This window comes from Candidatus Odyssella thessalonicensis L13, from assembly GCF_000190415.1.
Classification (GTDB): domain Bacteria; phylum Pseudomonadota; class Alphaproteobacteria; order Paracaedibacterales; family Paracaedibacteraceae; genus Paracaedibacter; species Paracaedibacter thessalonicensis.
In genome coordinates this window covers 36,926-60,817 of record NZ_AEWF01000008.1, presented here as the reverse complement: position 1 = coordinate 60,817, position 23,892 = coordinate 36,926, and the positions used below count along the sequence as shown (strand labels likewise).

At 36.5% G+C, this 23,892-nt stretch carries 23 protein-coding genes; 5 read left to right on the top strand and 18 right to left on the bottom strand.

Annotation, left to right across the window (positions count from 1 at the left end):
- Positions 1 to 9 precede the first annotated feature (9 nt).
- From HMO_RS0111485 to traL, 6 genes are read right to left on the bottom strand one after another with little or no spacing between them, the layout of a single operon-like run.
- Positions 10 to 264, bottom strand: a complete 255-nt coding sequence (locus HMO_RS0111485; protein ID WP_010303291.1) for a hypothetical protein — start codon at positions 262 to 264, stop codon at positions 10 to 12.
- The gene (locus HMO_RS15845) at positions 261 to 1,580 is read right to left on the bottom strand and encodes a TraB/TrbI/VirB10 family type IV secretion system protein (RefSeq protein WP_010303289.1); all 1,320 of its coding nucleotides are present in this window, start codon (positions 1,578 to 1,580) and stop codon (positions 261 to 263) included. The genes HMO_RS0111485 and HMO_RS15845 overlap by 4 nt, the downstream gene beginning before the upstream one ends.
- Before the next feature lies 1 nt (position 1,581).
- Entirely contained in the window at positions 1,582 to 1,893 is a 312-nt protein-coding gene (locus tag HMO_RS0111475) for a hypothetical protein (RefSeq protein WP_010303287.1), read from the bottom strand.
- A gap of 11 nt (positions 1,894 to 1,904) precedes the next feature.
- Complete coding sequence (locus HMO_RS0111470; RefSeq protein WP_010303284.1) at positions 1,905 to 2,567, bottom strand: TraK domain-containing protein; 663 nt, start codon at positions 2,565 to 2,567, stop codon at positions 1,905 to 1,907.
- Complete coding sequence (locus tag HMO_RS0111465) at positions 2,560 to 3,120, bottom strand: TraE/TraK family type IV conjugative transfer system protein (protein WP_010303280.1); 561 nt, start codon at positions 3,118 to 3,120, stop codon at positions 2,560 to 2,562. The genes HMO_RS0111470 and HMO_RS0111465 overlap by 8 nt, the downstream gene beginning before the upstream one ends.
- A complete protein-coding gene (traL, locus tag HMO_RS0111460; RefSeq protein ID WP_083821307.1) occupies positions 3,117 to 3,416 on the bottom strand; it encodes a type IV conjugative transfer system protein TraL in 300 nt (99 codons plus the stop codon). Before traL ends, HMO_RS0111465 begins: the two co-directional genes overlap by 4 nt.
- 405 nt (positions 3,417 to 3,821) lie before the next feature.
- On the opposite strand from traL, the gene HMO_RS0111455 reads away from it, so the two are divergent.
- Positions 3,822 to 4,271, top strand: a complete 450-nt coding sequence (locus tag HMO_RS0111455; RefSeq protein ID WP_139016885.1) for a helix-turn-helix transcriptional regulator — start codon at positions 3,822 to 3,824, stop codon at positions 4,269 to 4,271.
- On the opposite strand, the gene HMO_RS0111450 is transcribed toward HMO_RS0111455, so the two are convergent.
- The 3 genes from HMO_RS0111450 to HMO_RS0111440 form a co-directional block, all read right to left on the bottom strand.
- Positions 4,268 to 6,481, bottom strand: a complete 2,214-nt coding sequence (locus HMO_RS0111450; protein ID WP_010303268.1) for a tetratricopeptide repeat protein — start codon at positions 6,479 to 6,481, stop codon at positions 4,268 to 4,270. The two genes, HMO_RS0111455 and HMO_RS0111450, sit on opposite strands and share 4 nt — an antisense overlap.
- Complete coding sequence (locus tag HMO_RS0111445; protein WP_010303265.1) at positions 6,450 to 7,787, bottom strand: hypothetical protein; 1,338 nt, start codon at positions 7,785 to 7,787, stop codon at positions 6,450 to 6,452. The genes HMO_RS0111450 and HMO_RS0111445 overlap by 32 nt, the downstream gene beginning before the upstream one ends.
- 256 nt (positions 7,788 to 8,043) lie before the next feature.
- Positions 8,044 to 8,334: a hypothetical protein gene (locus tag HMO_RS0111440; protein WP_010303262.1), complete on the bottom strand. Its 291-nt coding sequence runs from the start codon at positions 8,332 to 8,334 to the stop codon at positions 8,044 to 8,046.
- 478 nt (positions 8,335 to 8,812) lie between these two features.
- Between HMO_RS0111440 and HMO_RS15840 the strand changes: the two genes are divergently transcribed.
- Together HMO_RS15840 and HMO_RS14845 are read left to right on the top strand one after the other, a co-directional pair.
- Positions 8,813 to 9,919, top strand: coding sequence for a DnaA N-terminal domain-containing protein (locus tag HMO_RS15840; RefSeq protein ID WP_010303258.1), 1,107 nt, complete (start codon positions 8,813 to 8,815; stop codon positions 9,917 to 9,919).
- Positions 9,920 to 9,946: 27 nt separating this feature from the next.
- On the top strand, positions 9,947 to 10,537 hold the full coding sequence (locus HMO_RS14845; protein WP_010303254.1) for a GNAT family N-acetyltransferase: 591 nt from the start codon (positions 9,947 to 9,949) through the stop codon (positions 10,535 to 10,537).
- 36 nt (positions 10,538 to 10,573) lie between these two features.
- Here the strand turns inward: HMO_RS14845 and HMO_RS15835 are convergent, their stop codons facing one another.
- Positions 10,574 to 11,620: a DnaA N-terminal domain-containing protein gene (locus HMO_RS15835; protein WP_010303250.1), complete on the bottom strand. Its 1,047-nt coding sequence runs from the start codon at positions 11,618 to 11,620 to the stop codon at positions 10,574 to 10,576.
- Positions 11,621 to 12,068: 448 nt separating this feature from the next.
- Between HMO_RS15835 and HMO_RS0111420 the strand changes: the two genes are divergently transcribed.
- On the top strand, positions 12,069 to 13,031 hold the full coding sequence (locus HMO_RS0111420; RefSeq protein ID WP_010303247.1) for a ParA family protein: 963 nt from the start codon (positions 12,069 to 12,071) through the stop codon (positions 13,029 to 13,031).
- Positions 13,032 to 13,181: 150 nt separating this feature from the next.
- Positions 13,182 to 14,000, top strand: coding sequence for a ParB/RepB/Spo0J family partition protein (locus HMO_RS0111415; protein ID WP_029449010.1), 819 nt, complete (start codon positions 13,182 to 13,184; stop codon positions 13,998 to 14,000).
- A 305-nt stretch (positions 14,001 to 14,305) separates the two neighbouring features.
- Here the strand turns inward: HMO_RS0111415 and HMO_RS0111410 are convergent, their stop codons facing one another.
- From HMO_RS0111410 to HMO_RS14830, 8 genes are all read right to left on the bottom strand, one after another.
- The gene (locus HMO_RS0111410; RefSeq protein ID WP_010303242.1) at positions 14,306 to 16,849 is read right to left on the bottom strand and encodes an SEL1-like repeat protein; all 2,544 of its coding nucleotides are present in this window, start codon (positions 16,847 to 16,849) and stop codon (positions 14,306 to 14,308) included.
- Positions 16,850 to 16,901: 52 nt separating this feature from the next.
- The gene (locus HMO_RS0111405; protein ID WP_010303239.1) at positions 16,902 to 17,342 is read right to left on the bottom strand and encodes a hypothetical protein; all 441 of its coding nucleotides are present in this window, start codon (positions 17,340 to 17,342) and stop codon (positions 16,902 to 16,904) included.
- A 162-nt stretch (positions 17,343 to 17,504) separates the two neighbouring features.
- Positions 17,505 to 18,221, bottom strand: a complete 717-nt coding sequence (locus HMO_RS0111400; RefSeq protein WP_010303236.1) for a hypothetical protein — start codon at positions 18,219 to 18,221, stop codon at positions 17,505 to 17,507.
- A 14-nt stretch (positions 18,222 to 18,235) separates the two neighbouring features.
- Positions 18,236 to 19,204: a hypothetical protein gene (locus tag HMO_RS0111395; RefSeq protein ID WP_010303233.1), complete on the bottom strand. Its 969-nt coding sequence runs from the start codon at positions 19,202 to 19,204 to the stop codon at positions 18,236 to 18,238.
- A complete protein-coding gene (locus tag HMO_RS15830) occupies positions 19,204 to 19,566 on the bottom strand; it encodes a helix-turn-helix domain-containing protein (RefSeq protein WP_010303230.1) in 363 nt (120 codons plus the stop codon). The genes HMO_RS0111395 and HMO_RS15830 overlap by 1 nt, the downstream gene beginning before the upstream one ends.
- Positions 19,567 to 19,673: 107 nt before the next feature.
- On the bottom strand, positions 19,674 to 20,354 hold the full coding sequence (locus HMO_RS0111385; RefSeq protein ID WP_010303212.1) for a hypothetical protein: 681 nt from the start codon (positions 20,352 to 20,354) through the stop codon (positions 19,674 to 19,676).
- 466 nt (positions 20,355 to 20,820) lie between these two features.
- Complete coding sequence (locus HMO_RS0111380) at positions 20,821 to 21,795, bottom strand: LysR family transcriptional regulator (protein WP_010303209.1); 975 nt, start codon at positions 21,793 to 21,795, stop codon at positions 20,821 to 20,823.
- Between the two features lie 551 nt (positions 21,796 to 22,346).
- Complete coding sequence (locus HMO_RS14830; protein ID WP_010303206.1) at positions 22,347 to 23,408, bottom strand: SagB/ThcOx family dehydrogenase; 1,062 nt, start codon at positions 23,406 to 23,408, stop codon at positions 22,347 to 22,349.
- Between the last annotated feature and the right edge of the window lie 484 nt (positions 23,409 to 23,892).

Genomic DNA, 23,892 nt, shown 5'->3' with positions numbered 1-23,892 from the left:
TTTATTGGATTACAAATCAACCGCATCAGAAATCGTAATCAGTTTGCTCATCTGATCAGGACCATAATAGACATGAACTTGCCGTTTTTTAGGCGCAGCTTTGCCGGGTTCTTCGTTGAGATCTATCTGCTGCTCATCGAGAAGTTTATTGACCTTGGAGAGGGAGGCACATCCCAACCCCTTCCCATAAGGGCAATCAAATTGTTCTGAATAGGTTGAGCACCCGGTTAGCATTAAGATAAGAATCAAACAAGAAGCTTTCATGGCGTTTCTCCCGTATCTTGCGTTTGATTTTGGCCGTAAATTTGCATTTCAGATTGCGCCAACGGAGAAAGGTCAACCCCACTCTTAAAGACAATGTCGACGACACGACCACTGGCTACCAGAATCACAGGTTGCATTTGCTCCGCACGCTTAATAGAAAAGTCGGCCAATTTGTCTAACGCGCTACTGGCACCTGAAGCCGCCGCCCCTTCAAGGGCCTCTTTGTTACTCAGAGCATTCGTGGCCCCAAAAGCGGAAAGTGGATATACACCGTTTTGAGCTTGCATTTTAAAGAAATTTGAAATCCCCGATAAGATGCCCGCCCCAAAGGCTTCCCGTGCGACTTCGCCCGAGCGGTCGACCACCTGTCCTCTTAAGCCAGCTCTTCCATCTTCGCCAATCACCCAGCCTTCTACTTTCTTTTCAACGGTAGTTCCATTGGGCTCGACCCAAGACATCGTCTCTAAGCGACACATCACCCGCTCACTGGAGATATCGCCATAGCAAGCCCCCAATATGACTGCATCTTTAACTCGACTTTTAAAGCCACGCGGTAAATTACCGTCATCAACTAAACGGAGCATCATCGGTTGTGGATTTCCTTGAGCATTCGTAGCAGTCGAGGCAGCGACCCCACTGGTAATGACAGCTTTGCTGTAGGTGCCAGCCGGAAAATACATATCCGTCGTCTTAAAAGACACCCCTGACAAGTGATTACTGCCAATATAGCCAATTTTGGGTCCCCGTTTTTTAAGGGGTTGATTCAAATTGGCATCCGCTTGCATAGGCGCGGCAGCGCCCCCTGCATTATCTGTGGCCGGCGGAAAGGTCGGCCCTCGTTGCGAAGAGGGTCGGGGGGTGGCTTGGCCTTCATTTATGGCTGCTGAAGGAGCAACGTGGTACGGATCCTCCGGGATCTCATGGGGCGCTTTATGGTTTTTAATCAGCTCTTCTAAAACATCAAGACGTTTTTGTAAAAATTCATTTTCTTGCAGAACCTTTGTTGCTTCTTCTTCAACCTTCTTGCTTTGCTTTTCGACGCGACTCGCCCAGATTTCGCGCTCGTTTACAGCACTGATGGGCGTTGCCATCTCAGCTATATCCTTCTTGGCAAGATCGTCAGCTTTGGGCTTAACATCGACTGAAGTCTCCTCAGTGAGTACTAAACCATAGACCAAGCACCCCATGAGAACGATTCCGACCCCGATTTTGATAAGAGTTTGCTTTGATTTCAAAGCTTGAGGAGTTTCGAAGGAAGGGCTTTTGCCCCTCCCCCTTGTGACCACCTTATTTATTAGGTCTTTTAAGTTCAGCATCTTAGCTTAACCCAGCAAATATGGCGCCTGATTTTGCGGCCCAAACGCCAATACTGATAACAAGACCCAGCAAGACCTGAGCGGCACCTTTCATAAGGTGGCCATTATAAATTGTATGGCCGCCCCCAAAAGCTAATCCACCGCCGATAACAGTACCAGCAAGTTTACCTAAAACTAAGTTGCTGATTTTATCGACCTGCTGTTCAAGATTGGCATACGCACCGACGGCAGTTAAAAGTAAGATGGCCGTTGTGTAAGCGAGAGCCTTGCCCCATTTCTGAGGCGGATGGTCGGGAATTTTAACCTCCCTCATAACTGTTCTCCTTAGATTTTTTGGATGACATACATTTTGGCTGTCTGGTTGGCCTCAATCTGGCTCTTATCAAAAGCAAGCGCCAAATCTCCTTCCTCCCATAACAGCCGATTATCCAAGGTCACTTTTTCACCAGTTTCATTCTTTACGGTATAAACAAGAACTCGATACGGAGCTTTCTGGTAAGCCGTTTCCACAACACAGCTCAAAGAGCCTCGACTCCGACTCGCCTCCTCAATTTCTATCCGATAAAAACCGCCAGGAATTAGGCCTTGAATAAACTTTTCAAGCAGAGAGCTTGTTTGATCGAGAAGTTCTTTTTGGTGAAGTTTTTCATCTTCAAATTTTAGTAGAATAGGTTCGGCTTTCTTCTTTGCAGGCGTCAATTTCAAATCCTGCGCCAAGCCTCGTTTAGTCAGAAGGGTTACATAAAGAGAACTGTTCATATCTTCGGCTACGACAAACACATGGCCGCTGGGATGATGTTTAATGTTATCCTCATATTCCATGGGATAAACATAAATGCCATCAATACTATCATTCTCAATTGAGATCCGTGTCAGCCCATCCTTAGCAATTGAGAACTGTAAAACCTCTGTCGGATTGAGAGGTGTGGCTGCCCAGAGCTGAGTTGTCATTAATAAGCCAGAGGCCAAAAGAAGCATTTTATTCATTTTTCATCTCCTGAAAATCTTTAAGTAAAATGATACCCCGCGCCCGCACGTCCCACTCCACCCGATACGTTTTCTCGGTAATCACGGGTACGGAATCCGTGCCAAAGTAAGCGACATGTTGACCGGTCACGAGAATATTTTTTTGATCTCTGTTAACAGTAAATTTCTTCGGATAGAAAACAGTACTAATCCGATCTTTCTTAATGATCTCAGCCTCTTTTTTAAGCCGCTCTTTCAATGCCCCATAACTCTGGACAGAAATTTTAAGAATCTGCTGAACTTTCCAATCGATACTATCGGAGTTAACATTGAGAACAGTGCTGACCACACCATTAGCCCAGTCAATAAAATAATCATCTGATTGATAAGTGGTGGTCATCTCAAGACGATGATCAATATCAGCTTGCGGGATAAGCACCCAATGCTCTTGAGCATTTATAAGTTTAATGACCAAAAGTAAGTTAGTCAGGGTTAAACCGCCGCAGCACCATAAAATGAGATTTCTTTGCTTTAGCGTTTCTTGAAGCGTGGTCTGGTTAAAAGAGAATTTCATGGCAACCACAGCCTTTTCCAAGATTCAGGAAATTCCTTAACGAGACCCGCACGCACGCCAAATTGCCAATGGAGGTAAGCTTTTAAGGAAAATCCTGTCGCAATTTTTTTGAGCTTGCGTAAGAAATAAAGACCAATTGTTCCCAAACCTAAGAAGAAAAGCTTAAAAGACATCGCCTCCAAGATCATAAACAGGAAAATAGAGCTTATTAATAGAGAGATCTCATCAAGTGTCAAACCGGCGATACGGAGCGGTTCAGCCATGTACTTGTATACTCGATGTTCCTTAATATTCATGAGTAAGCCTTAATCATTAAACTACAAATGCTGCACGTTTGTTGTTACTGCTCATGTGCACAATGCAAATATCTTTGCACGTTTTACTCATTTTATGCAAAGATCTTTGATTTTTTTGCCATATTATGCAAAGATTTTTGCATTGTCACTATAAAAATGCAAACTTTTTTGTATTTATAGTAAAAAATGCAAAGATCTTTGCATTTTGTGATATGTTTGCAAAGATCTTTGCATAAATTAATTTTTTGTGAAATTAGTACTTATCAAGCAAAGTATTTAAGGTATAATTAAGGCATGAAATGAGAACATCATTCCTCATAGGAGAATTTTAACTGTCTTCTCCTTTTAGGATAAAGTTGGTGTATCAAAATAAATGCTATAAATAGTCATAAAGCAAGGTGATTCATGGATTCGAACGTAGTAAGAATGCGTTTAGCTGAAGCTATTGATAATAAAGAATTATCATGTGCAAAAATCGAAAAGGAAGCTGGCCTCCCACGGTCTTCTCTTAGAAATTTTATAGCTGGAAGAGTTAAAGAAACTAAAATTGAGGTTATTTTAGCTGCTGCGCATTACCTTGAACTAGATTTAAATGCACTATTTACTTCTGCTGAGCAAACGGGAAAGCATCATAGTACTTCCAAAGTCAACGTCGAGGAAGGGTCGTTAGATACCAAACTTTTCCTTGAGTGCGTGAAGTCTCTTATGAAATATGTAAGCGAAAAGAATATTACATTAACGCTTACGACATCCTTAAAAATTGTGGAGGACTTATATGAGTATGCAGCTAAATACACTAACAAAGAATTTGATCCATCCTTTATTGATTGGTATATGAACTCTAACAAGTTTTAATATAATAACCATTCTTGCCCACACTCAATGGTATATCGAGAGATCTTCTGCACAACTTCATGGTCACAGGAAAACCTTTGACGGAGTTCTTTAAAACCCTTTAAATAGCTATTAAAGTCCTGCCTTTTTAGATCAATTTTCAATTTAACAAAAAAGGCTTCAGCAAGTTCGTACGTGCCCTCCTCCTTAACCAAGGCTCTAAATATATCCATAGATTTTTCAATCATAGCAGATGCTTCACTAAGTTTATTTTGATTAAAAAGAATGTCTGCTAGAATTCTGTGAGAAACAGCATTGGCATAATAAGGATTATCGCCTCGTTCCCTTATAAATAAATTAATACTATCTTTAATATCCTTTTCTGCTGCCTCGTAAAGCTGTCTATCCCTATATATAGAGGCCCTGATTTGTAAAAGTTCTGCTTCGGCAAAAGAAGTCTCGTCTGCAAATTCAATATGGGAACGTCGCAAAGCCTCTTCAATGGTTTGTAAGGCGGCATCTAATTCACCGAAACGGTATTCACAGACAGCTTTAAATTGACGAAGATAGAGACCAATGTTTGCATTTTTAGATTTCTCATCGAGCTCTATTCCTTTTTGAGCTAGAGTATATGCTTCTCTGAAATTACCGCATTCCAAATGATACCAAGAGGCACCAAAAAAATACTCTTTGCGCGAATAAAGATCACTGATTTTATCGAGCAGTGCGCTAGCTTTTTCAAGGTGGGGCGTACTTTCTTTAACTTTACCCGCATATAGGTAAATCCACATTAACCTCGAATTAGCTTTAAAAGCTTGCTCAACATTTCCTTTTTTTTCAGCTAATTTGATTGCTTTCTTACCATAATTGATTCCCGTATTAAACTTTTCCTCATTATCTGTATGAAAATAGCATTTAATAAAAGATTGATCGATAAAATACTCAAAGAGAATATATTGATCATTAATGTTTTTCTCCGGTTGATACTTCTCAATAGAAGTAGCAATATGCGCGGCCATTTCAAAATTTTTGCGAGACATTAATGGTAGCTTTAAAAGGATCACCTTTAAAGGAAGAGTTTTTAAATTATCGGAATATAATGATATTAGTGAATTTAAATGATTGAAATAAACTTGAGCTTCTCGCTTTGAGTCAGTTATCTTAGAATAGTTCTCTTTATAAAAAGAAATAAATGCTTCTGCACCTCGATTTAATATACTAGCCTTATCCTCTGAAGAAAGGGTTTCACGAATTAATCGCTGGGTAATGTCATGCAAATCATAAGTTATAAAATCATTTCCCTTATGAATTGATGCTATAAACGCTAACATTAGAAGTTTCTCTATAATATAATCTGCCTTCCTTTTATCCTTAATGAAGAAGTGGATTAACTCTAAAGGGATGGATTTGGAGCCTAGTAAACTTAAAAAACCTAAAGCTTGATAAGCTTCATAATCCTCCTTTTTAAGCTCTTCCAATATTGTTTTAATAACTACAAGACCTTTACTACGCTCTGTCTCCATTTCAGTTTCCTCAGTTAAGTTACTATTCAGAATCTCACTGGGATTATGCATTAATGTATCCTCTAACCGTTGCAGACTTAAAGTGCTGGATTTCTCGACATGGCGTGATAAGACCGAGATATAATAGGGGTAAGACCCTAATAAGCTACAGATATTCGTGAGTCGAGATCTACTTTCTTCTGGGAAATACTTGCCCATTAATTCCACTCCTTCTTCAGGCAGAAATGGCGGCATCTGATAGCCATCTAAATGCCGAAGTTTGAGCTGACTGGTGATAAGAACCCATACTTTGGGTTTCTCCCACAATTTTCCTAATTTTACTTTTATCTTGTCTGCGTCCGGATAAGCATAATTATCGATAATTAACACCAATCCTTTAGAGCGTGCACTTTTAGTTAATAGCTCTTCTAAGGAAGCACAGTCAGCAGCTTTAAGCATATTATAGATCTGTTCTTCAAAAGAAATTTCGTCCCAATTAAGCCAGGCAACATAATACCCGCTATCCTTGAGTTTCTTTTTAATTTTTCTTGAAGACACTGTCTTTCCCATGCCTGATAAGCCATATAAGTTGAGTTTTCTCCGACTCAGCAGTTCTTCTCTTATCTTAGATTCTAGTAAATCTCGCTCTTGAATTTTAAATTGTGGAGAAGCAGAACAATAAAATGTTAAAAGTATGCTACTTAACAAAGAGCGGTATAATATTGTCATTTTCTTGACCTTTAGTATTGTTGAATTTTGCTAGATCTTGGATTGCCACTTTTAAAAAAGTTGTATCCTTTTTTTTGTAGATTTCATGCTTAATATAGGTGGGATAATGGGAGCTTTCTAAGCTAGACTTAAAATTTCCAGAGAAGCATAAATTGAGCTCCCCTTCCTTAACCGCGCTCGTAATCTTAATATTGCAGCTAATAGGGGCCAGTTTTATAACAGCTTCAAGCGATTTGAGGAGTAGAGAGAAGACGAAATCATAATCGTTCATAATTATGCCTTTATTAGTCTCCTCAATGGTATAGGTTACTCTCCTAACTTCAATTTCATCTGAAAAGACATTTATTGCTTCCTGCAGAATTTGTTTAAATAAATGCTTTCTCTTTGAAAAAGGATCAAAAACTGTTATCTGTTGGGATTTAGCTTGTTCTTTATTCAAGGATCTGAAATTTGAACCTCCTATAAGCTTTAGAAGATTCCCAAAAATGTCTAAATAACGAGCAGCAAAATTTAACAGATTCTTCCTTATCTCTGAGGTAGTAGAGCGAAGGTTATAAACTGATTTCTTTGATATTTCTAAATTCTTTTTAATTAGCAAACTTTTTCCAATGATATTTCGAGAACGAGACCAAAACCTTGATCTACGTCTCTTAACCAACCAGGCTTTAAATATAAAGGAAATTGTACCACCCACGACCATCAAAGAAATAAGTAAGAGAGCATTTTCTTGAAGAACCCAGAAAGGATCATAGACAGCTTTAAGGCCTAAACCATTATCGTTTAAAGACATATTTACGCGTCGGCTCGCTTTTAACGGTATAATCAGATATAGGATAGGTTCTCGTTGTAAAAGAGGATAGATAAGAACTACATTATTTCGATAAAGATAAATAGATTTAGAATTTTTTAGATGATCATTTGGAATATTTTTAAACTTCCCTTCTAAACTATAACCTTGACGATCAACAATGATCGGATAAGTGATTTCCTCATCTAATCCGTCTTTTTCTTGATATACTTGGAAAAAGAAAGAACTTCGCAATTGAGCTAACTTACTTTTTATCTCGGATAAGGGTAATTGGCCCATAGATTCTTTTAAGGTGAGAGATACCTGATCACAACGGGAAATTTTTTCATTGAGATCAAAGACTAAAGCTTGATTTACACAGACGTTTATAACTGAGATCAGTAGAAAAGATATAATTCCTATAATTAAAGAAACAATTGAAGCGAGAATCCAATCGGTTTTACCTAAACAAAATATTTTATTAAAGCCGCGCGCGTTAATTTTAAAGTTAACATGCATCTTTAATATCCTTTCTAGCTTGTGCCAATTAAACTCTTAGAGCAGAAAATTTCTTGTTTAAGAACCTAATGACCGATGAGCTTTTTGAAACATATTTGTATTATATTTGTAATACAAAGGTATTACAAATTAGACCAATCATGCAAGGGTTTCTTTTGTTATTGAGCTAAGTTTATTCCAGAATTGATAATTATGTGTGCTAGGACCAACATACAATTTTTAAGACCTGGTAGCTTGATAAGAGTAAAAAGCTTATCTAATAAGACATTCTTATATAATTAATCAACTTCTCATCTGACGTTTTTCTGGCCATAGTTAACAACCCCTTTATGAGATCCGTCGAGTTGATCGGTTGGATTTTACCACTTGCATTAATTTTTTGAACCGTTAGATTCAAATTCTCAATATCAATGTCTCGAAGCCTAAATGTCTTTATATGCCCTTTTGAGGCTTTATGCTTGTCAGGTGAAGCCCCTTGACTCTCTGTACTGTGATCATTAGCTTGAATTATAGGAGATGAATTAAAATTGCTTTGCTTTCGCGTCATAATGGGTAGGCCCTCTTAGGATAAGTAGTCATTCAATAAAATGCATTTGCGCCCGCGAACTAAGTGATAGGATAAGTTGTTCTGTCTATCATCCAATCCAGCATTTTGATTAATTATAGCTTATAACTTAATATGGTAAACTTTATTCCCTATTGCAAGGTTATCCGTATTACTTATGTAATACATGACTAAGGTCATCATATCTTGATAATACTGCGTCATCAACAATTTATCTAAGAGTCAGCTATATTTAGCTCAAGGCAAGAGTTTAGTAAGGCAAAAACCAAATATAAAACTACTTCAAAGCCCCTAATTAATGAATTTTCTCTTGCTTGTAGTAAACAGACAATCTTATGAACTTAACAAAGCAAGCGAAAACAGCATCTATTGATTTTGTAATAAGTGTTTAGTATAGTTACTCTCGTTGTTGCATTCGCTCATGTGCATATCAAAGCGTTTAAAAAGGAATGTTTAGATTATGCACACTTTAAAGTTTAGGGCTTTAATCCAGGAAGACAAATGTCTTATTCTGCAGCCTCTCCTTATAAAAACTATTGGACGATCGGCTGCTCTTCTCTTACAACAGATCCATTATTGGATAAGTAATCCGCTTGTTAAAGGGAAACTGTATCAACATAAAAAATGGATTGCCAATTCATATGAAGGATGGTCCTCAGACTTAAAAATTATCTCTCGCAGTACTGTTAATAGATCAATAAGAATTTTAAAGAATCTGGGTATTATATCTGTTGAGAAGCTCTCAGACTACAAGTCGAATCGGACGAATTGGTACACAATAAATTATGATCGTCTGAATGAAATATTAGATACACGCCCTATCAAGCCTTATGTTTCAAAAGAAAATCAGGTCAAAATGAATCTATCAGAGAATCAAAATGAGCCGATGTATAATGATAAGATTACCAAAAAAGAGAATTTAAATAATCCAATAGTATCTGAGCCTTTTCGGGATAATAACTGTAAGAGTAATGAAAAGGAATACGTTCCGAAATCCTTATCGCAGCAGATGCTTGATATTTGGAACGAAATTATACTTCCTCAACAAAAATGCTCTCTCACCAAAACACGTTGCCGATTCCTGATAGGCGCTCTAAAGTATAAATTTGATAGTAATCTTGGGAAGTGGAAAGACTATTGCAGACTAATTGCCTCCAGTGAGTTTCTAATGGGTAAAGTTAGAAATGGATTCAAGGTCGCTTTAGAAACAGCTTTAAAATTTGATTTTATTCAGCGTATCCTTGAGAAGCAATTTGGAATAAAAGATTTACACAATATCCCCCCTTCTACCCACCATTCCAGTCAAGACATTGAGCCCTTGGAGATTAATAGCGCTGTAAAGAAGGTTAGGTATCTTCTTATTGAGAAATTTGGCCATGCAGCCTACACTTCCTGGTTCAAAGGTTGTGAAATAAGGCTCGCTCCGGGTATTGTTGAGTTTCACACCCCTTCACCTTTTCATAGAGATTGGATTAAGAAACAATACGAAGCTTTACTGATATCCTATTTAGAAGTATCAGTAAGAATAATTGTAAAATCAAAAAAGAAATCTTCTCTATTAAAATGATCTGATACGATTAAAGGGAAAACAATAATGAATATAAAGTTTGAAAGGGCAAACATCCACCATTTAGATGTCATCATGGAATGGCTAAGTCAGCCTCATATTAAAGATTTTTGGGACAATAGTGAGGAGCATAGACAAGATATAATTAATTTCGTTCACGGAAGAAAAACACCCTCCCCTTATTATCAGGGAATTTATACTTACTGGATAGGATCTATTCTAAACTCTAAGAAAGAGACCCCTTTTAGTCTTATTATGACCTCACCGTTTGAAGCCTGGGTGGGCCATTCTCTTTCAAAATCAGGCAAAACAGTAACGCTTGACTTTGCTATTGGGAATACGGATTATCTTGGTAAAGATCTAGCGGCTCCTACTCTGCAAGAATTTATGCTTTTTTACCAGTTATCAGTGGAGCAAAGTGCTCATATTTTCTTTATCGATCCTGATGAAAAAAATAACAAAGCAATCCATGTATATAAAAAAGCTGGCTTTCGTCAGCGTGGCAGGCACTCCATTACAGAGGGCTATTTTAAGGGAAATACCAATCTAATTATGATTAAGTTTTTACCTCAAATAGCAGTACCCGCTCTTAATGAAGATAAGCAAGTCTTCCTTTAGTAGTAAGTACTCCCGTCTATTTTTTGCGAACTCTCTTCAAATAAGGATATCTTTATATTCCCGAGCAATGTAATCTGCATGGAAACGGCTGGGGGCCTTATACTGGACCCTTTCACCATTCAAAAAGAACTCCAACGACTGGAACCAGTGTTTATATGCATAAGCGCCATATACCTTGAGAAGTTTTAGCCGAATACTCTTACACTTTTCGGGCTCGGCAAGCAAACCAATCTGTTCCACAAACCTTTGCTCTAGAGTCTCTTTCTCTGAAATATTAGGAATAGATTTGACCCCAAAATCCCCTGCTTTGATCCGGTCAATGGTTGTATATTTCAATGCCCAATAGATAGAGAGATTAAAGCTCTTTCCGGTTAAATACGCACTTGACTCAATGGTTCTGCAATAATGCTGCCATTCTTTTAACCTTGAACTAAATTTGACCTGAAGAGCTGCTCTAAGTAATGGTGCAAGGTTTGCGTTCATTTCAATTTGACTCGTTGGGAAGATAGTATTCCAGTAAGCTAACATCTCTTGAACAGTTACTTTTTCCGGTATACCGCTAGCTGGGCTGTTTTCGTGATTACCCGTTATAGCTTGAATTTGAGTGTTAGGTAGTAACGGTGCTGTAAGAGTTTCTTGCGTTGTTTCAGATATATTATTTTCTTTGTTTGTATTCTTTGTTCTAGTCATTAGGACATTTTGTCCGGATGATGCGGACACTAAAAAAACTTCTGTTGGCAGATTTTTTTCCTCAAAAAGTTCATTCAAGCGATCATAATTAATGGTATAGTAGTTTGTTCGATTAGATTTATAGTCGGCAAGTTTTTCTACTAAAATGATACCAGCTTCTTTTAATTCAGCAACAATACGGCGAACTTGGCGATCTGAGATACCAAGTTGTTGAGACCACTCTTGTGCTGTATTGAAAATCCATCGCATTCCTTTATGCATAACACCAGAGTTTCTACCTTGGACCCAGTAATTGAGCCGACTTAGAAATGCTGCTGTGGAGGTACCAAAATATCTAATAACCTCAGGATGGAGAACCATATTCCTAGCAAATGTAGTTTTAGTGTAAGTCATCTGTTCTCTCCTTTGAGAGCAGATGTCGACCTGTTAGAAATGCAAACATCGCATAAACCTCCGAAATAGTCCGTAATGATTTACACGAAAAAACAATTATGTATTGAAACTACCATTATAAAATGATAGCATTAATATAGATCTGAAAAGTCTTCTCGTGTAAGACATTTAAAAAAACTCTGGCGCCAACCAGGGTTTTTTTGTTTAACCCTTATTCCCTTAATAAAATAACTCAAAAATTACTTATAAGACAAAAGTCTCACAATTTTACAAAAGCTGTCAAATAAAAATTTTTGTATCTTCCCTTAAATTGTTTTTTAGACATTAAAATGCTTACTTCATTTTTTTAACATTGGAACGAAAAAAAGTAGTTTGTTTAAAACTTGTTCCTACTTCTAAAATGTGCTAATTTAATTAAAACGCCTACTTAAGGGAATGAGGGAAGCGCATGGAACACTTTTATTTTAACCAATCAATGCTTGGGCATATAACTAATGCACCCAAAGCTAGCTTATCTCGAGCAATAGCAAATTTGGATGTCACATCTATTGTTAGTGATACTGGCCACAATCGCAAATTTGATATAGAAAACATAAGAAAAGTAACGGATGTTATCTATGCCTCCCATAACAAACCTATTAAACAAAAGGTACAAGTATTCTACAATTTTAAAGGAGGGACAGGAAAAACAAGTTTATGTTTCCAAGTAGCCACTCATTTATCCTTGTTGGGATTTAAGGTTCTGTGTATAGATCTAGATCCGCAAGCACACTTATCTTCTGTATTAGGTATAACAGAAGATCAAAATTGCTTAACAGCATATGACATACTAATTAATGATGCGAAGGTAAGCGATTCCTTAATCAAAATTTTTCCAGGCTTAGATCTTATTCCCTCAAATATTTCCCTTACTCGAGTAGAGATTCCTCTTAATGCTAAGAATAGAAGAGAAGAAAAGTTGAAAAATGTTATAGATTCATTAAGATTGGAATATGATTATATTATTCTCGATACTAACCCTACCATTAGCACACTAAATATGAATGCTCTTGTAGCAAGTGATAGGATTAATATAGTGTGCGAAACTCAGCCGTTTAGTCTTGCAGGGCTTAGAGTTCTAGTAGATGAATTAGAGAAGTTTTACGCTGATATGGGTATCATTCCTCATTATTGTATAATACCCAATAAATATGAGATCAAGACAGCCACTGCACAAGAAGTGTTAGGAGCATTAAGGGCAGAGTATGGCAACATTGTACAAAACACAATTATTAGGAAATCTGAAGAAATTAACATTGCATCTAAAAAGAAACTCCCTATCGCCGCGTTCTGTAAAGCTAAATCCGCTTCATTTGAGGATATATTAGATTTAGTACATGAAATTGTTCGAATTAGTCGTCTGGATTTTTAAAGTTAGTGCATAAATTTTCGCCGCGGCGAAAATTTAGAGCAATTAGGAAGATAGAAAATGCGAAGTTGAGAGAGTTAAGCAAATTGGAATAGCCGTCGGAATTTTAACACTAGTAAAAAATGTTCGCCGCGGCGAAAAATTGGAGTAATTATGAAGATAGAAAATGCAAAGATAAGAGAATCAAGCGAATTAAATAGGAAGCACAGCTCGGGCGAAAGATTAAGTATAATGCTGCAGTCAAAGAGATATGAAATATCTCATTTAGATGTAACAAATTTAATTCCTTACTATAAACAAGCTAGAAGAGTATTTGATGAAGCCGAGCTTAAGAGTCTTGCTGACACTATTAAAGAGCACGGTATAAGACAACCATTAACAGTAGTGCGAAGTAAGGATAATGATAATAAATTTGAGGTAATCAGTGGAGAGAGACGGCTAAGAGCGGCTAAAATTGTTGGTTTAAAAAATATACCTTGTATAATTCATGAAAATTACGATCAAGCTGAAGAAATAGCCTTAATTGAGAATATTCAAAGAACAGATTTACATCCTGTAGAGCTATCGGCTGCTCTAAAGTTACTGGTTGAGAAGATTGGATGGGGCGGACAAAAAGAACTGTCTGAGAAAATTGGTCTCTCAAATTCAAAAATATCTGAGCTTCTCAAATTAAATGAGCTTTCCTCTTTAGTAAGAGAGACCATGTTGAAGACAAATTTTCGCGGACGCCAAAATTTTAGAAAGTTGTTTAAAATTAATAGTGATGATAAAAAACTTGAATTTATAAACTCTTTAATGTTTGCAGATAAGAAAGATAAGGTCTCTCAATCTAAGCAAAAGGTCATACCAATTTTAAGAATTTCTAGATCTGATAATAGATTTAAAATAGATAAGAGTACTATATCTAAGCTTTCCAATGAAGAAAAGTCACAATTAAAAATCCAGCTTATGAAGATTATTGAGGAACTGTAACTTTAGAGTAGGAAATATATACTATATAATCTCAAAAATATAAGAAACTTTTTATCTCACATTATGGGCCTTCTCTGACTCATTGCTGCTAGCCCGCCTTATAGGGAAAGGAATTATTGTGACCACAGTAACTCCTCTGCGCTTCATTTGATCAATAAACTTTATTACCTCTTCTAAAGAAATGCTGTTCTTTTGACCGTAACGCTTAGCAGTCATGAATAAGAAGAATTATTGCGGCCGCAATAATTTATAGACGTTATAGGAAAGAATAGAGACTAAATTGATAGCCTCTAACTTCCATACCCTTAATCTTTTAAGAAGAGTTTGTATTCTTTCCAGTAAAATTCCTTGAGCTTTTGCCATAGAGGAAGAGGGAGATCGTGCGGCCTACTTTGATTGCTACTCATAAAAATATTTATAAGACTTAAATTTCTTCCTACCTTAACATTAATATTTTTTGCTCTTAGATTAGCATAATGCCACCAATTACCTTTTACTTTGATTGATAAATCATAATCAGGGATGACTATACTTCCAGCGGTCAGCAAGTTTTTCTCTGAAGTGATTTCGAATCCAATAGATAAGAATGGATTATGATCACTATAAATTCCTGTCAAATCTTGTAAAGGATTTATCAAGAATATATAGGAACCTGTAGTAAAAGGAGTTAGCTGGGATATTAATTGCTTAAAATCTGATAGATTGGGTGCCATAAAGATTATATCTGACTCAGCATGCAAATAATCGCTTTGTACCATCTTAACAGCCCCATCAGAGATTATATAACGCTTAGGAGCTATATCAGCGAGCCTTTGCGGATACTTCTCAGGATAAACTTGACGGTCCCTTTTTCTATCTTCAAATAATTTTCTAGCTTGCTCTGTTCTTTCGAGAACAAGAGTTTTATCCAATGATTCGAGGAATTCAGCGAGTTTGAGTCCTTGCTCATATATACTTAGGTTAGTAATTATTTGTCCTGAATTTCTACTTAAGCTATTTATATCTGACTCTTTAGGGAGCACTATATCATATTGCGAATCCAAATATCCTTCAACATTAAGAGCTTGGTCAGCCATCACATGAATAAATTTAGATTTTATTAGCTCTCCGTAAGGCGCCTTAAATTCATGACCATCATGCGTATTTAGGTTGTAAATAAAATAGATATTATCCGCTGATAGTAAAGGAAACTGGGCCATTAAAGTTCTTAAATGTGCTGGATCACGGAAATATACTTCTAAGTCACCATTCTTAACCTTAATACTGTTTCTAAGTTTGATCCCGTATGGTTGAGGGTTAAAGATGACCCCGTTAAATGCTGCTTCTAAGCTTGGAGGTTCAAAAAACATTCCAGGAATGGCTGAGAGATTAAGAGATTCGCCTGCTAGCTGACTCATATCATTATATAAGGGAAGGTGAGGGTGGTCGGGCGCAACTTCCCTTAAAAGCAAACTATAATTTCTCAGAGCTGGAGCAAATCCTCGATCCGCTGACATTTGATAGTAATCTAGAGCAGAGGCAGAATCATCATTTTCAAGAAAGAGTCCAGAGTTATGAATAGCTGGCGTAAAACCAAGCTCCGCCGCTCTTTGCCATCTAAGGTTTTTGTTTTCTAGAGGAAGCCTGTCAATATATAAACTATCGCAATATAAACTATGAAGAATTAAAGCTAATTCTTGCATCCTTTGTACTTTTTCGTTCATTTCTTCTTCCTTGATCTCATTTAAAAAAGTAAGCAAGGAGAGCCGAGTAAAGGGGCGAGTAATATAGAATGATTGAGCAGAGGGGATGTAATTACCTTCCCGAGTGCCGAATGGAGGATGAAAAAGCCGATATTCAATTCCTACATGAGTTCCATCAAGCGGAATATCTGATGGCAAATCAGAAAAAAACCTTTTAGTATTTTCAGTTAATAGAACTGCTCGAGGCATTAAAGGCTGTAATAAAGACTTAAGGTAAGTATCATAGCGCTTGGGATTCGGATATAAAGTGTCAATAAATTCTTGTTTAGAGTTTTGTAAACTGCGATTAGTATCTCTTACCCATGTAGAGAACTGGCTCGCTTTATGAATTTGCCATCCTTTATCCTCAAAGATAGAAAAGTCTCCAGTGTAGATATCTAGAAAGTTGACAGTAGGGGCAATAAGGTAATTTAACTCTATCGCACTTCTTATCGCTTCTTCTCGTATGTATGAAGGAGTTTTTAAAATGATACCCTTAAATTGTTTTTGATCATTACTGTTATAGATCTTTTCTATAATTTGAAAGAGCACAGGAAGCAAATCTCCTTCTCCTTTCACCTCATCAAGAATCTCAGTTGAGAGGGCTTGTAAGAGAGTATGATTAATGAGAATATTGTTTCCCTGGCGTATTTGCCACTTATTTTGTAATCCCCACGTCAAAGCATCAGCGATAACAATTGTTGCAAAGTGATTTGAAAAAGAGGGTGAGAAATCAATCTTATGCTTAACACCTTCTTTAGTTAGACCGGAACCAGTAAATCCCATATAAAATCTACTGAATATATCAGGCTTAGTTTTAAAAAAGGCTCGAGTTTTTACAACTGAATTTAACATTTCTTGCCTTTCAGACGGCGAGAAAATATCAGTATTAGGAGGGCAATAAGCGACTATTCCTGAACTAATATTCATTGTAGCCAATTTGAAAGTGTTCCAATCATTCTCAAATTCTGCCTGGTCCCGGGCTGATTCATTTTGGCCAACCATCTTCATGGTTCTCGCAGCAGATTCTAACTGCTGTCGCCAAGGGATAAAATCCTCCATAGAGTAAGATGGTGAGCAAAAGCTTAAAAATGAAGCGGATATAAATAATTTACTTATCTTAAACATGTTTAATATTCTCCTGTTTTGGTAGAGTGATTAATAGGGTTAATCTTAGATTTTAGTTTCTTTTTTCACTTGAAAAATAGCGCTTACTAAATTGTTCAAACTGCGGATTAATAATGAAGCCTGTTTCTACTTCTAAATGGTGCAAAATTGATTGAAGTCCTTTAATGAAGTCAGCTTGTGATAATTTCCTATCTCTAATCTGCTTTAGAAGACTATCTATTTTATCAGTGATAGATTTCTTCTGAAGCCCTTTATTGTTCAGAGTTTTTATTAAGGTTAGAACTAGTTCACTGTCCTCAGCAGTTAGTTCACCTGACTTAGCCATTTCTAATGTCTTCCACACAGCACCTTGTAAATAAGCAGGATTGAGTATTTCTGAGCGATTGAATTTAGAACTTTGAGTCAATAATCTCTTAGATGTGTTGACATTGTAATTTTGGGGTGTACACGCACAAAGACTTGCTATTAGAAAACTTAAATAGACAGCTTTCATAAAATTAATTCCTTTTTTGGTATAAAAAATTTCGCCCTTAAAGAAGTGCTGCTTCTTTAAAGTCGACTTGCTATATTGTTTAAATTGTTAATCCTTATGGATCAGATTTATAGGGTAAACTTTCAAGGAGGCTCATTAATAGGGCCTCCTCATAATAACTTATTATGCAGCCTCTGCCGCAGAGTTTACCCGTTTAATCACAGCATCAAGATGACGATTTCGCCTCATCTCTACTGATTCATCCTGCTGTACCTTCTTTGGGGAAGAATTACCCCAGAAATAGTTATAAGCAGTCTTGCTGAGAGACCATGAAGTGGTTGCAGCATATTTGCCTACTGATAAGGATAGTTCACCAGTTTTAAGGACGGCTTTAGCTCCGTATTCAGCAATATAGCCACCAGTTTCCATTAAAGTCTTTTGAGCGAGAGGAGATTCAGATACCATAATGCCAAACTTGGTGGCAGCAGCAATACCCGTTACTCCACTGACCCCTATCACATTAAGTGCATAGGAGGCACCGTAATAAGCTCCCCATAACAGAGCAGCTGGACCATACATATAGCTTACTGCCAAGCCAGCACCTACTGCTCCTAACTTGATGGCTGATGATATACTATTGGTAGTTGCAGAGGTCTCTTCCACTTGGTTGGCTGAATGAACTTCTTGCACAGTCACTGTTGTATGATCTGCCCTTGATAAGGCAGGCGTCTCATTAACAACAGTAAATCCCTGCACTTTGGCAGTTTGGTATTTAGGGTTTTCCTGCTCCAGCCTTTTTAAAGACCAAACGTTGGATCCTTTCCAAGCTGTATGAGTATCAAGGGCATAGCCTTGACTGAGGGGTGTGGCTAGTAATAAGCTCAAGATGAGTTTCTTCATTTTACTTCCTTTCTTTATGTTAGGTGAAGAACTCCCGAGTCTCTCAGATAAGGCGGTCGAATTCCCATCTGAGAGACAAGGGCTAAGTTGTAATGCGGCTGTCCTGATGCATAAGGCAAGACCGGCACTACGAAGGGCTCTAAATTATGAAAAACTGGATGATATAAAGACGGAATGCAGAATAGGGAAGGCAGATTGTCTACATTTATCTTTTTCTCTAGAGAAGGCTCTAATTGTAATGTTTCTTCTATATCTTGCATATGGCGTGCAAGAATTTCGTCTGTAAAAGCTAAGATAGCATTAATTTTGCCTTCCCCATCTATGGACAGGAAACTGCCAATAATATCAAGAAGGTAGTATTCTTGCGTGCATTGTTCCTCAAGAATTGATTGAATGTGCTGAATAAACAGCGGATTCACCAATATTGAACCCACATTATTAAGAGAGTGCCATTGCTTTAATAGAAATTGGCTAGAGTTTTGAGTGAGCTCTTTAAAATAATTGAGCTGAGCTTCTTTCAAATAGGTGCTAAGAATCTCTTTCGCTTTAGGATCTTTTTTATACAAATAAAAGTCAATAAGGCCCTCATTAAAAGCATTTACTGCTGCCTTGTGATCTAGATCTGTAGTCAGGTAAATCTTCTGGATGTTTGAGTCATTTATTTTACGGAAAATTTCTAAACCACTGCTCTCTGCTATTTGATCACTAATTATGATACAGGAGACGGCTTCAAATCGTCGGGGATTATAGATCTCCTCATGAAGATAAATTACATTATTGCAATCTAACCCGCCTTCATAACTGCTCAAAATTCTCTCGAAGAGTATTTCAGATTTCTCACTCTTATTTAAACAGTTAAGAGCTAATTCCATACTAGTGAAGCATGAAATCTGAGAGGGATCATTAAGCAGACTTGCAACTGACGCTGGGTCCTCAGTTATACAAATAGTTTTTGTGGGAAAGAAGCAATAAGGAAATCCCATTATTGATTTTCCTCTATAATTCGTATGTTCTCAATTATTCCGCGAATGCCTCCAATCTTCATTTGAACCATTTGTCCACGTAGGTTTTCGGTGCATAACCACATAGAGTCCTGCTCAATAACGCAGGATATATCCTCTAAGTCTTCAAAGAAATAATTGGGTGTAACGCTAAGAATCTTGCATAAATTATAAAGCCGTTTAACAGAAATGCTATCTAGTTTGCGTTCATACTTAGAAATCTGCTGAGGCGTAATACCTAGAGTTTTTGCAAGCTCATGTTGCTTTATCTTTAACTCTTTACGTCTTGCTTTTAATCGTTGAGCAATATGCTTTTCTATTGAAAGCAGTTTTAGGTTTGCCATCTTGTATACCTTGATAAATTTTTCCTAGAGGTGTGAGCAAATATAAGAATATAAGATCTTCTATCGCCCTAATATCGTGAATACTTTTCTATTCAAGACCTTCCTTCTTAAAGATTTGAGCCTTGAGGAAAGGAAATAATCATGCCCCATTTAGATAAAGGTTCCGGGTTAGTAGCATTATTCAAATGTTCCAAAATTTTTATATTCGAACGATTCTGATGCTGAAAATATTGTCTTACAGTGCTGCTATTTCTCTGTTTTACCCAGAGTTGTTGACGCAGATCAATCTTAATGCTCTCAACACGTTCAAGGAATTCCTCATGCCAATGTGTACAAGTTGATAAAGCAAAGACTTGCCTCCTTCCCTGAATTGTAATTATGACTGAAGTGGTCTCAAATAAGTCCTGTAGACGGGCAAGATGCTCAGCGTCCTGTACTGCAATTGTGAATCTTATTTCCTCCTTATCTATTCTTTTTGCAAAGAACATCAATAGAAGTAAACCTTGTAGGATAAGTTCGATAAGAGAAGCATCATAAAGGGGTTGGCATACTTTCTCAAGATGGGGATCTTCAGACAGTTGAAAATTACTTACTTCAAGCACCTCTGAGCAAGGATCAAAAGCCATATTTAAGGAGAATTGAGTTTGGGCTTGTTTAAGTACTAATTGAGGGTAATTACCACTTTTATAAAATAAAAGCTTATAGGTAAAAAGCAAATCATTCTGATTCCATAAGGCAACGAACTCTTTTAGATCTTTAATTACTCTCATGCTATTTAAGTTGCTCATAATATACTCCTCTGTAATATGTGACCATCAGCAGGGAATAAGGTCTTTTTTAAAAAAAGTCTAATACGAATTTAAAATTCTGGACATAAGAAACACTTATAGGAAACACGTAAAAACGCCTATTTTTCAGGCTTTTATATATTTATGAATTTTGAGCAAAAAAAATTTATAAAAAAATAAAATAATAAATATTTATATACAAAATATAGAATACAACATTTTATTATATGCGTACTTATTTTTAAATTATTTTTACTATAATTATCTTTTTGATAAAGTGGTTTATTATGTTGTTTTTTTAATAAAAAGACTATGGCAAGAGATAGTCTGAAATGAGTCAGGTTAAACTTCTGAAAAGATATAACTATCAAGCTTTCTTTATTAAGTAAACTATAAAAATTGACAGCAGGTATAAGAAAGGGTAATGAAATAAGTGTGCATAGTTTAAAAATACTAAAAAACAACTTTAAGTTGAACATAATAAGGAGAAACTTATGAACAGAGTTAATCTTGAGAATTCTGAAGCTGTAATAATGTACTGCGTATCGATTGCAAAAAAGTAATCTGAGCGAGAGGAGAGATGCTTCTCATCTTTCCTCTTCAATCTGTTTAAGAAGATAGGAATATAAGGTATTAATTTTTTTGAGTGTAAGCGACTACTATGGTAAATATAATTTACCTGCCCTGTGGGCACTTCTATATTTAATTTAATCTCCTCTAAATCATCCCTTAATACTCCAGGGAAGTCGGGTACTTCTGCAATCCCATATCCAGCTCGAGCTGCATTAATAATCCCCTGGAGAGAATTAATTTCTAAGTAAGATTCTCTAGGAAGTTGCCCTTCTCTACCCATTGTGAGAATCCAATTCGTGTTGCCATATGGGCTGTAAGAACTTCCCCCATATGTTATAAGCTGATGGGCATCTAAATCTTGAGCTTGTTCAGGAGTGCCGTGTTTTTTTAGATATGTGGGGCAAGCAATTAGCCTTATATGCACTTTGAAAAGGACCTTTTGTATAAGGTTAGGCTGATGATGTAAAGGGGTAGAGATCATAACATCTCCTTCGGCTGTATGAATGTCTTTGTCTTCTCTAACCTCAATCCTAATTCTTAATTTGGGGTGCTTTTTTAAGAATTTTTCTATTTTAAGCATTAACCACTCAGAACCAAGGTAAGGAGTGGTAACAATTTTCAACTTCCCTTCTATTTCATCATTTTTTTCATAAAATAAATTTTCAAACGCTTCATGTTCTTCAACAAATTTTCTAGCGTAAACATATAAAGCTTCACCTTGAGAAGTTAAACGTACTCCTTTAGGAATACGCTCAAAAAGTTGTGTTCTTACATTGTGTTCTAAGTCACTAATGATCATACTTAGGGCTGGTTGACTGATGTTCAATAGCTGAGCTGCGCGCGTAATACTACCTTCTCTTGCTACCATGTAAAATGGCTTTAATTTTGAAGGGTCTATAGGTCTCAATTTCTAAATCCTATTATATCTAATAAATGCCGAACAAGATTATCATAATATAATATATCTAATATAAACTTAATACTTATATGGATCACATTCATATTAAAATCCGCTACTTAATACAAAATATTGGACAATTCTACATATATGGCTAGGAAGTGTTGTCATCTTATGGATAACCATTCACTTATACAGTATGGATACCAGTAGAAGGTCTGCCTATTAGTTAATATCTCGAAATAGATCAAAAATTTATTCGGTAAAATATAGGGGGTAAAAAGAAAGAACATGAGAATGCTGCCGCTTGACTAAAATTATTATTGTACCTTTCGCTCTAAAGAATCACGAAGAAGTACCTATTATTGCAAGGCAACTCGTTTCTCAATTCTCTTAAGTATCAAAGTTAATATGCCTGCTTTTCCCTAAAATCTTTTTAATAGAACAGTATTGTCTATCTTATAACTGACATTTTTGACAATTATAATGAAGAGGGAATTTATAATTATACAAGGAAACCCTTATACGGACAGTTGAGAAAGCATATGCGGTTCTAAAGTACTAGAGTGACCCTGGCCAAAGCCTATAAAGAAGATTGGTTGTTCAGTACTACAGTTTAGTGAAAGAAATTTTTCCACTTGTGAGTCACTAAAAGCTCCTGTCATCCATGTATCTAGCCCTAGGGCTGTTGCCGTTAATACCAGAGACTGGGAGGCATGACCGATATCAATTAATGTCATCCGATAGCCACGTGAGTGAGGATACTTCCACCAACCTTTTTCAAAACGTGAGGTTAGAAATATGCCTGCTGCAAGGCCCTCGGCAAAATATTGACCATACAGAAGAGGTATCAATTCTTCTTCCGCAAATTTTTCCTCAATTAGAGTTAGATGATGATCAACTGAATCATAATGATATATGCCGGGCGTGAGGCCCTCAACTCGTAAGGCAATTAAATAAGCTTCTTCGGGATGGAGTCCACCAGCAGAAGGAAAAGATTTACGTCGTCCTAAAATCTGTAAACCGTTTTCTTCTAAATCAGACCATTTCTCGTGAAGTGGTCCTAAGCTCACAAATAAAAGTGCACTTAAAATGTCCAAAGAAATCTTCTCTCCCTTAAAATAACGGTTGGTTTTCCGTCTTTTAACTACAGAATAATATTTTTCTTGATCCAATAGGGAGAGATCAGGGGTAGGAAGAGGTACCTTAATTTCCGCCTCTTTTTTAATATGAAAGGCTGGGGGATGAGTCGCAATTGTGTTGCAATAGGCTAAGTAACTTTCGATCCATTCTTCTCGGCTCAACCCAATCAAATGCTCTGCAATATCTCTTGTCCCAATATGAAAAATCTTAGAAAGATCATCCCATCCCCATTCTTGCTGAATGAATGGCTCTTTTGCAATAAGCTGTGCCTCTTCTAACTCATCATCGATTGAAGATAAGCTCTCAACTTTTCCTTCTGCCCAAAGCCGCAATCGCTCCATATAGTCAGGTTCTAGGGTGAATTGAGTATGGTGTAGATAGTCCCAAACTATAAATTGACCATCTTTAATTAGAAAAAATAGATTGGGATTAATATACATAAGTTTTTCCTTTAAATTATCCGATAGCCCTAAAGCTATTCTTAGCATCTACAATGCAATACATTACCCTTATCCATAAACTTTGAAAAGAGGAATATAATATACCAATAAACCATAGCTTAGTCTTAGTTTTATTTAGATTCTTTTAATACCTACATGTAGAGGATTAAATAAAAATTATGGGTGCCAGTTAATAAAGTAGCAGCTATTAGGAAAAGCACGATTTAAGTCTATATGGATAGGGATAGCTCATATCAAGGCATGCAACTATTGGGGAATTAGTGTTATAAAGTATAGATAAAAAATCAGTTTTTAGATTATGTATAAGACAATGTACGAAAAACGGTTGTTTTACTTACATTTAAATGCAGGTTTTTAGAAAGAGTTCTCTCTAAGAAGATTAGAGCAAAGTTTAGGAAAAGATTGCCTAACAATTATGAATGAATTATGGAGTAGTGAACACCTATTCTTAAAACGATCATTT

Bases quoted from the DNA above. Each gene is read 5' to 3' on its own strand.
- HMO_RS0111405 (WP_010303239.1), bottom strand. From the start codon at position 17,342: ATGAAAGCTGTCTATTTAAGTTTTCTAATAGCAAGTCTTTGTGCGTGT.
- HMO_RS0111450 (WP_010303268.1), bottom strand. From the start codon at position 6,481: ATGACAATATTATACCGCTCTTTGTTAAGTAGCATACTTTTAACATTT.
- HMO_RS0111465 (WP_010303280.1), bottom strand. From the start codon at position 3,120: ATGAAATTCTCTTTTAACCAGACCACGCTTCAAGAAACGCTAAAGCAA.
- HMO_RS15830 (WP_010303230.1), bottom strand. From the start codon at position 19,566: ATGGCAAACCTAAAACTGCTTTCAATAGAAAAGCATATTGCTCAACGA.
- HMO_RS0111395 (WP_010303233.1), bottom strand. From the start codon at position 19,204: ATGGGATTTCCTTATTGCTTCTTTCCCACAAAAACTATTTGTATAACT.
- HMO_RS0111410 (WP_010303242.1), bottom strand. From the start codon at position 16,849: ATGTTTAAGATAAGTAAATTATTTATATCCGCTTCATTTTTAAGCTTT.
- HMO_RS0111400 (WP_010303236.1), bottom strand. From the start codon at position 18,221: ATGAAGAAACTCATCTTGAGCTTATTACTAGCCACACCCCTCAGTCAA.
- HMO_RS15835 (WP_010303250.1), bottom strand. From the start codon at position 11,620: ATGACTTACACTAAAACTACATTTGCTAGGAATATGGTTCTCCATCCT.
- HMO_RS15845 (WP_010303289.1), bottom strand. From the start codon at position 1,580: ATGCTGAACTTAAAAGACCTAATAAATAAGGTGGTCACAAGGGGGAGG.
- HMO_RS0111455 (WP_139016885.1), top strand. From the start codon at position 3,822: ATGGATTCGAACGTAGTAAGAATGCGTTTAGCTGAAGCTATTGATAAT.
- traL (WP_083821307.1), bottom strand. From the start codon at position 3,416: ATGAATATTAAGGAACATCGAGTATACAAGTACATGGCTGAACCGCTC.
- HMO_RS0111385 (WP_010303212.1), bottom strand. From the start codon at position 20,354: ATGAGCAACTTAAATAGCATGAGAGTAATTAAAGATCTAAAAGAGTTC.
- HMO_RS15840 (WP_010303258.1), top strand. From the start codon at position 8,813: ATGCACACTTTAAAGTTTAGGGCTTTAATCCAGGAAGACAAATGTCTT.
- HMO_RS0111485 (WP_010303291.1), bottom strand. From the start codon at position 264: ATGAAAGCTTCTTGTTTGATTCTTATCTTAATGCTAACCGGGTGCTCA.
- HMO_RS14830 (WP_010303206.1), bottom strand. From the start codon at position 23,408: ATGTATATTAATCCCAATCTATTTTTTCTAATTAAAGATGGTCAATTT.
- HMO_RS0111440 (WP_010303262.1), bottom strand. From the start codon at position 8,334: ATGACGCGAAAGCAAAGCAATTTTAATTCATCTCCTATAATTCAAGCT.
- HMO_RS14845 (WP_010303254.1), top strand. From the start codon at position 9,947: ATGAATATAAAGTTTGAAAGGGCAAACATCCACCATTTAGATGTCATC.
- HMO_RS0111380 (WP_010303209.1), bottom strand. From the start codon at position 21,795: ATGGTAGCAAGAGAAGGTAGTATTACGCGCGCAGCTCAGCTATTGAAC.
- HMO_RS0111420 (WP_010303247.1), top strand. From the start codon at position 12,069: ATGGAACACTTTTATTTTAACCAATCAATGCTTGGGCATATAACTAAT.
- HMO_RS0111475 (WP_010303287.1), bottom strand. From the start codon at position 1,893: ATGAGGGAGGTTAAAATTCCCGACCATCCGCCTCAGAAATGGGGCAAG.
- HMO_RS0111415 (WP_029449010.1), top strand. From the start codon at position 13,182: ATGAAGATAGAAAATGCAAAGATAAGAGAATCAAGCGAATTAAATAGG.
- HMO_RS0111445 (WP_010303265.1), bottom strand. From the start codon at position 7,787: ATGCATGTTAACTTTAAAATTAACGCGCGCGGCTTTAATAAAATATTT.
- HMO_RS0111470 (WP_010303284.1), bottom strand. From the start codon at position 2,567: ATGAATAAAATGCTTCTTTTGGCCTCTGGCTTATTAATGACAACTCAG.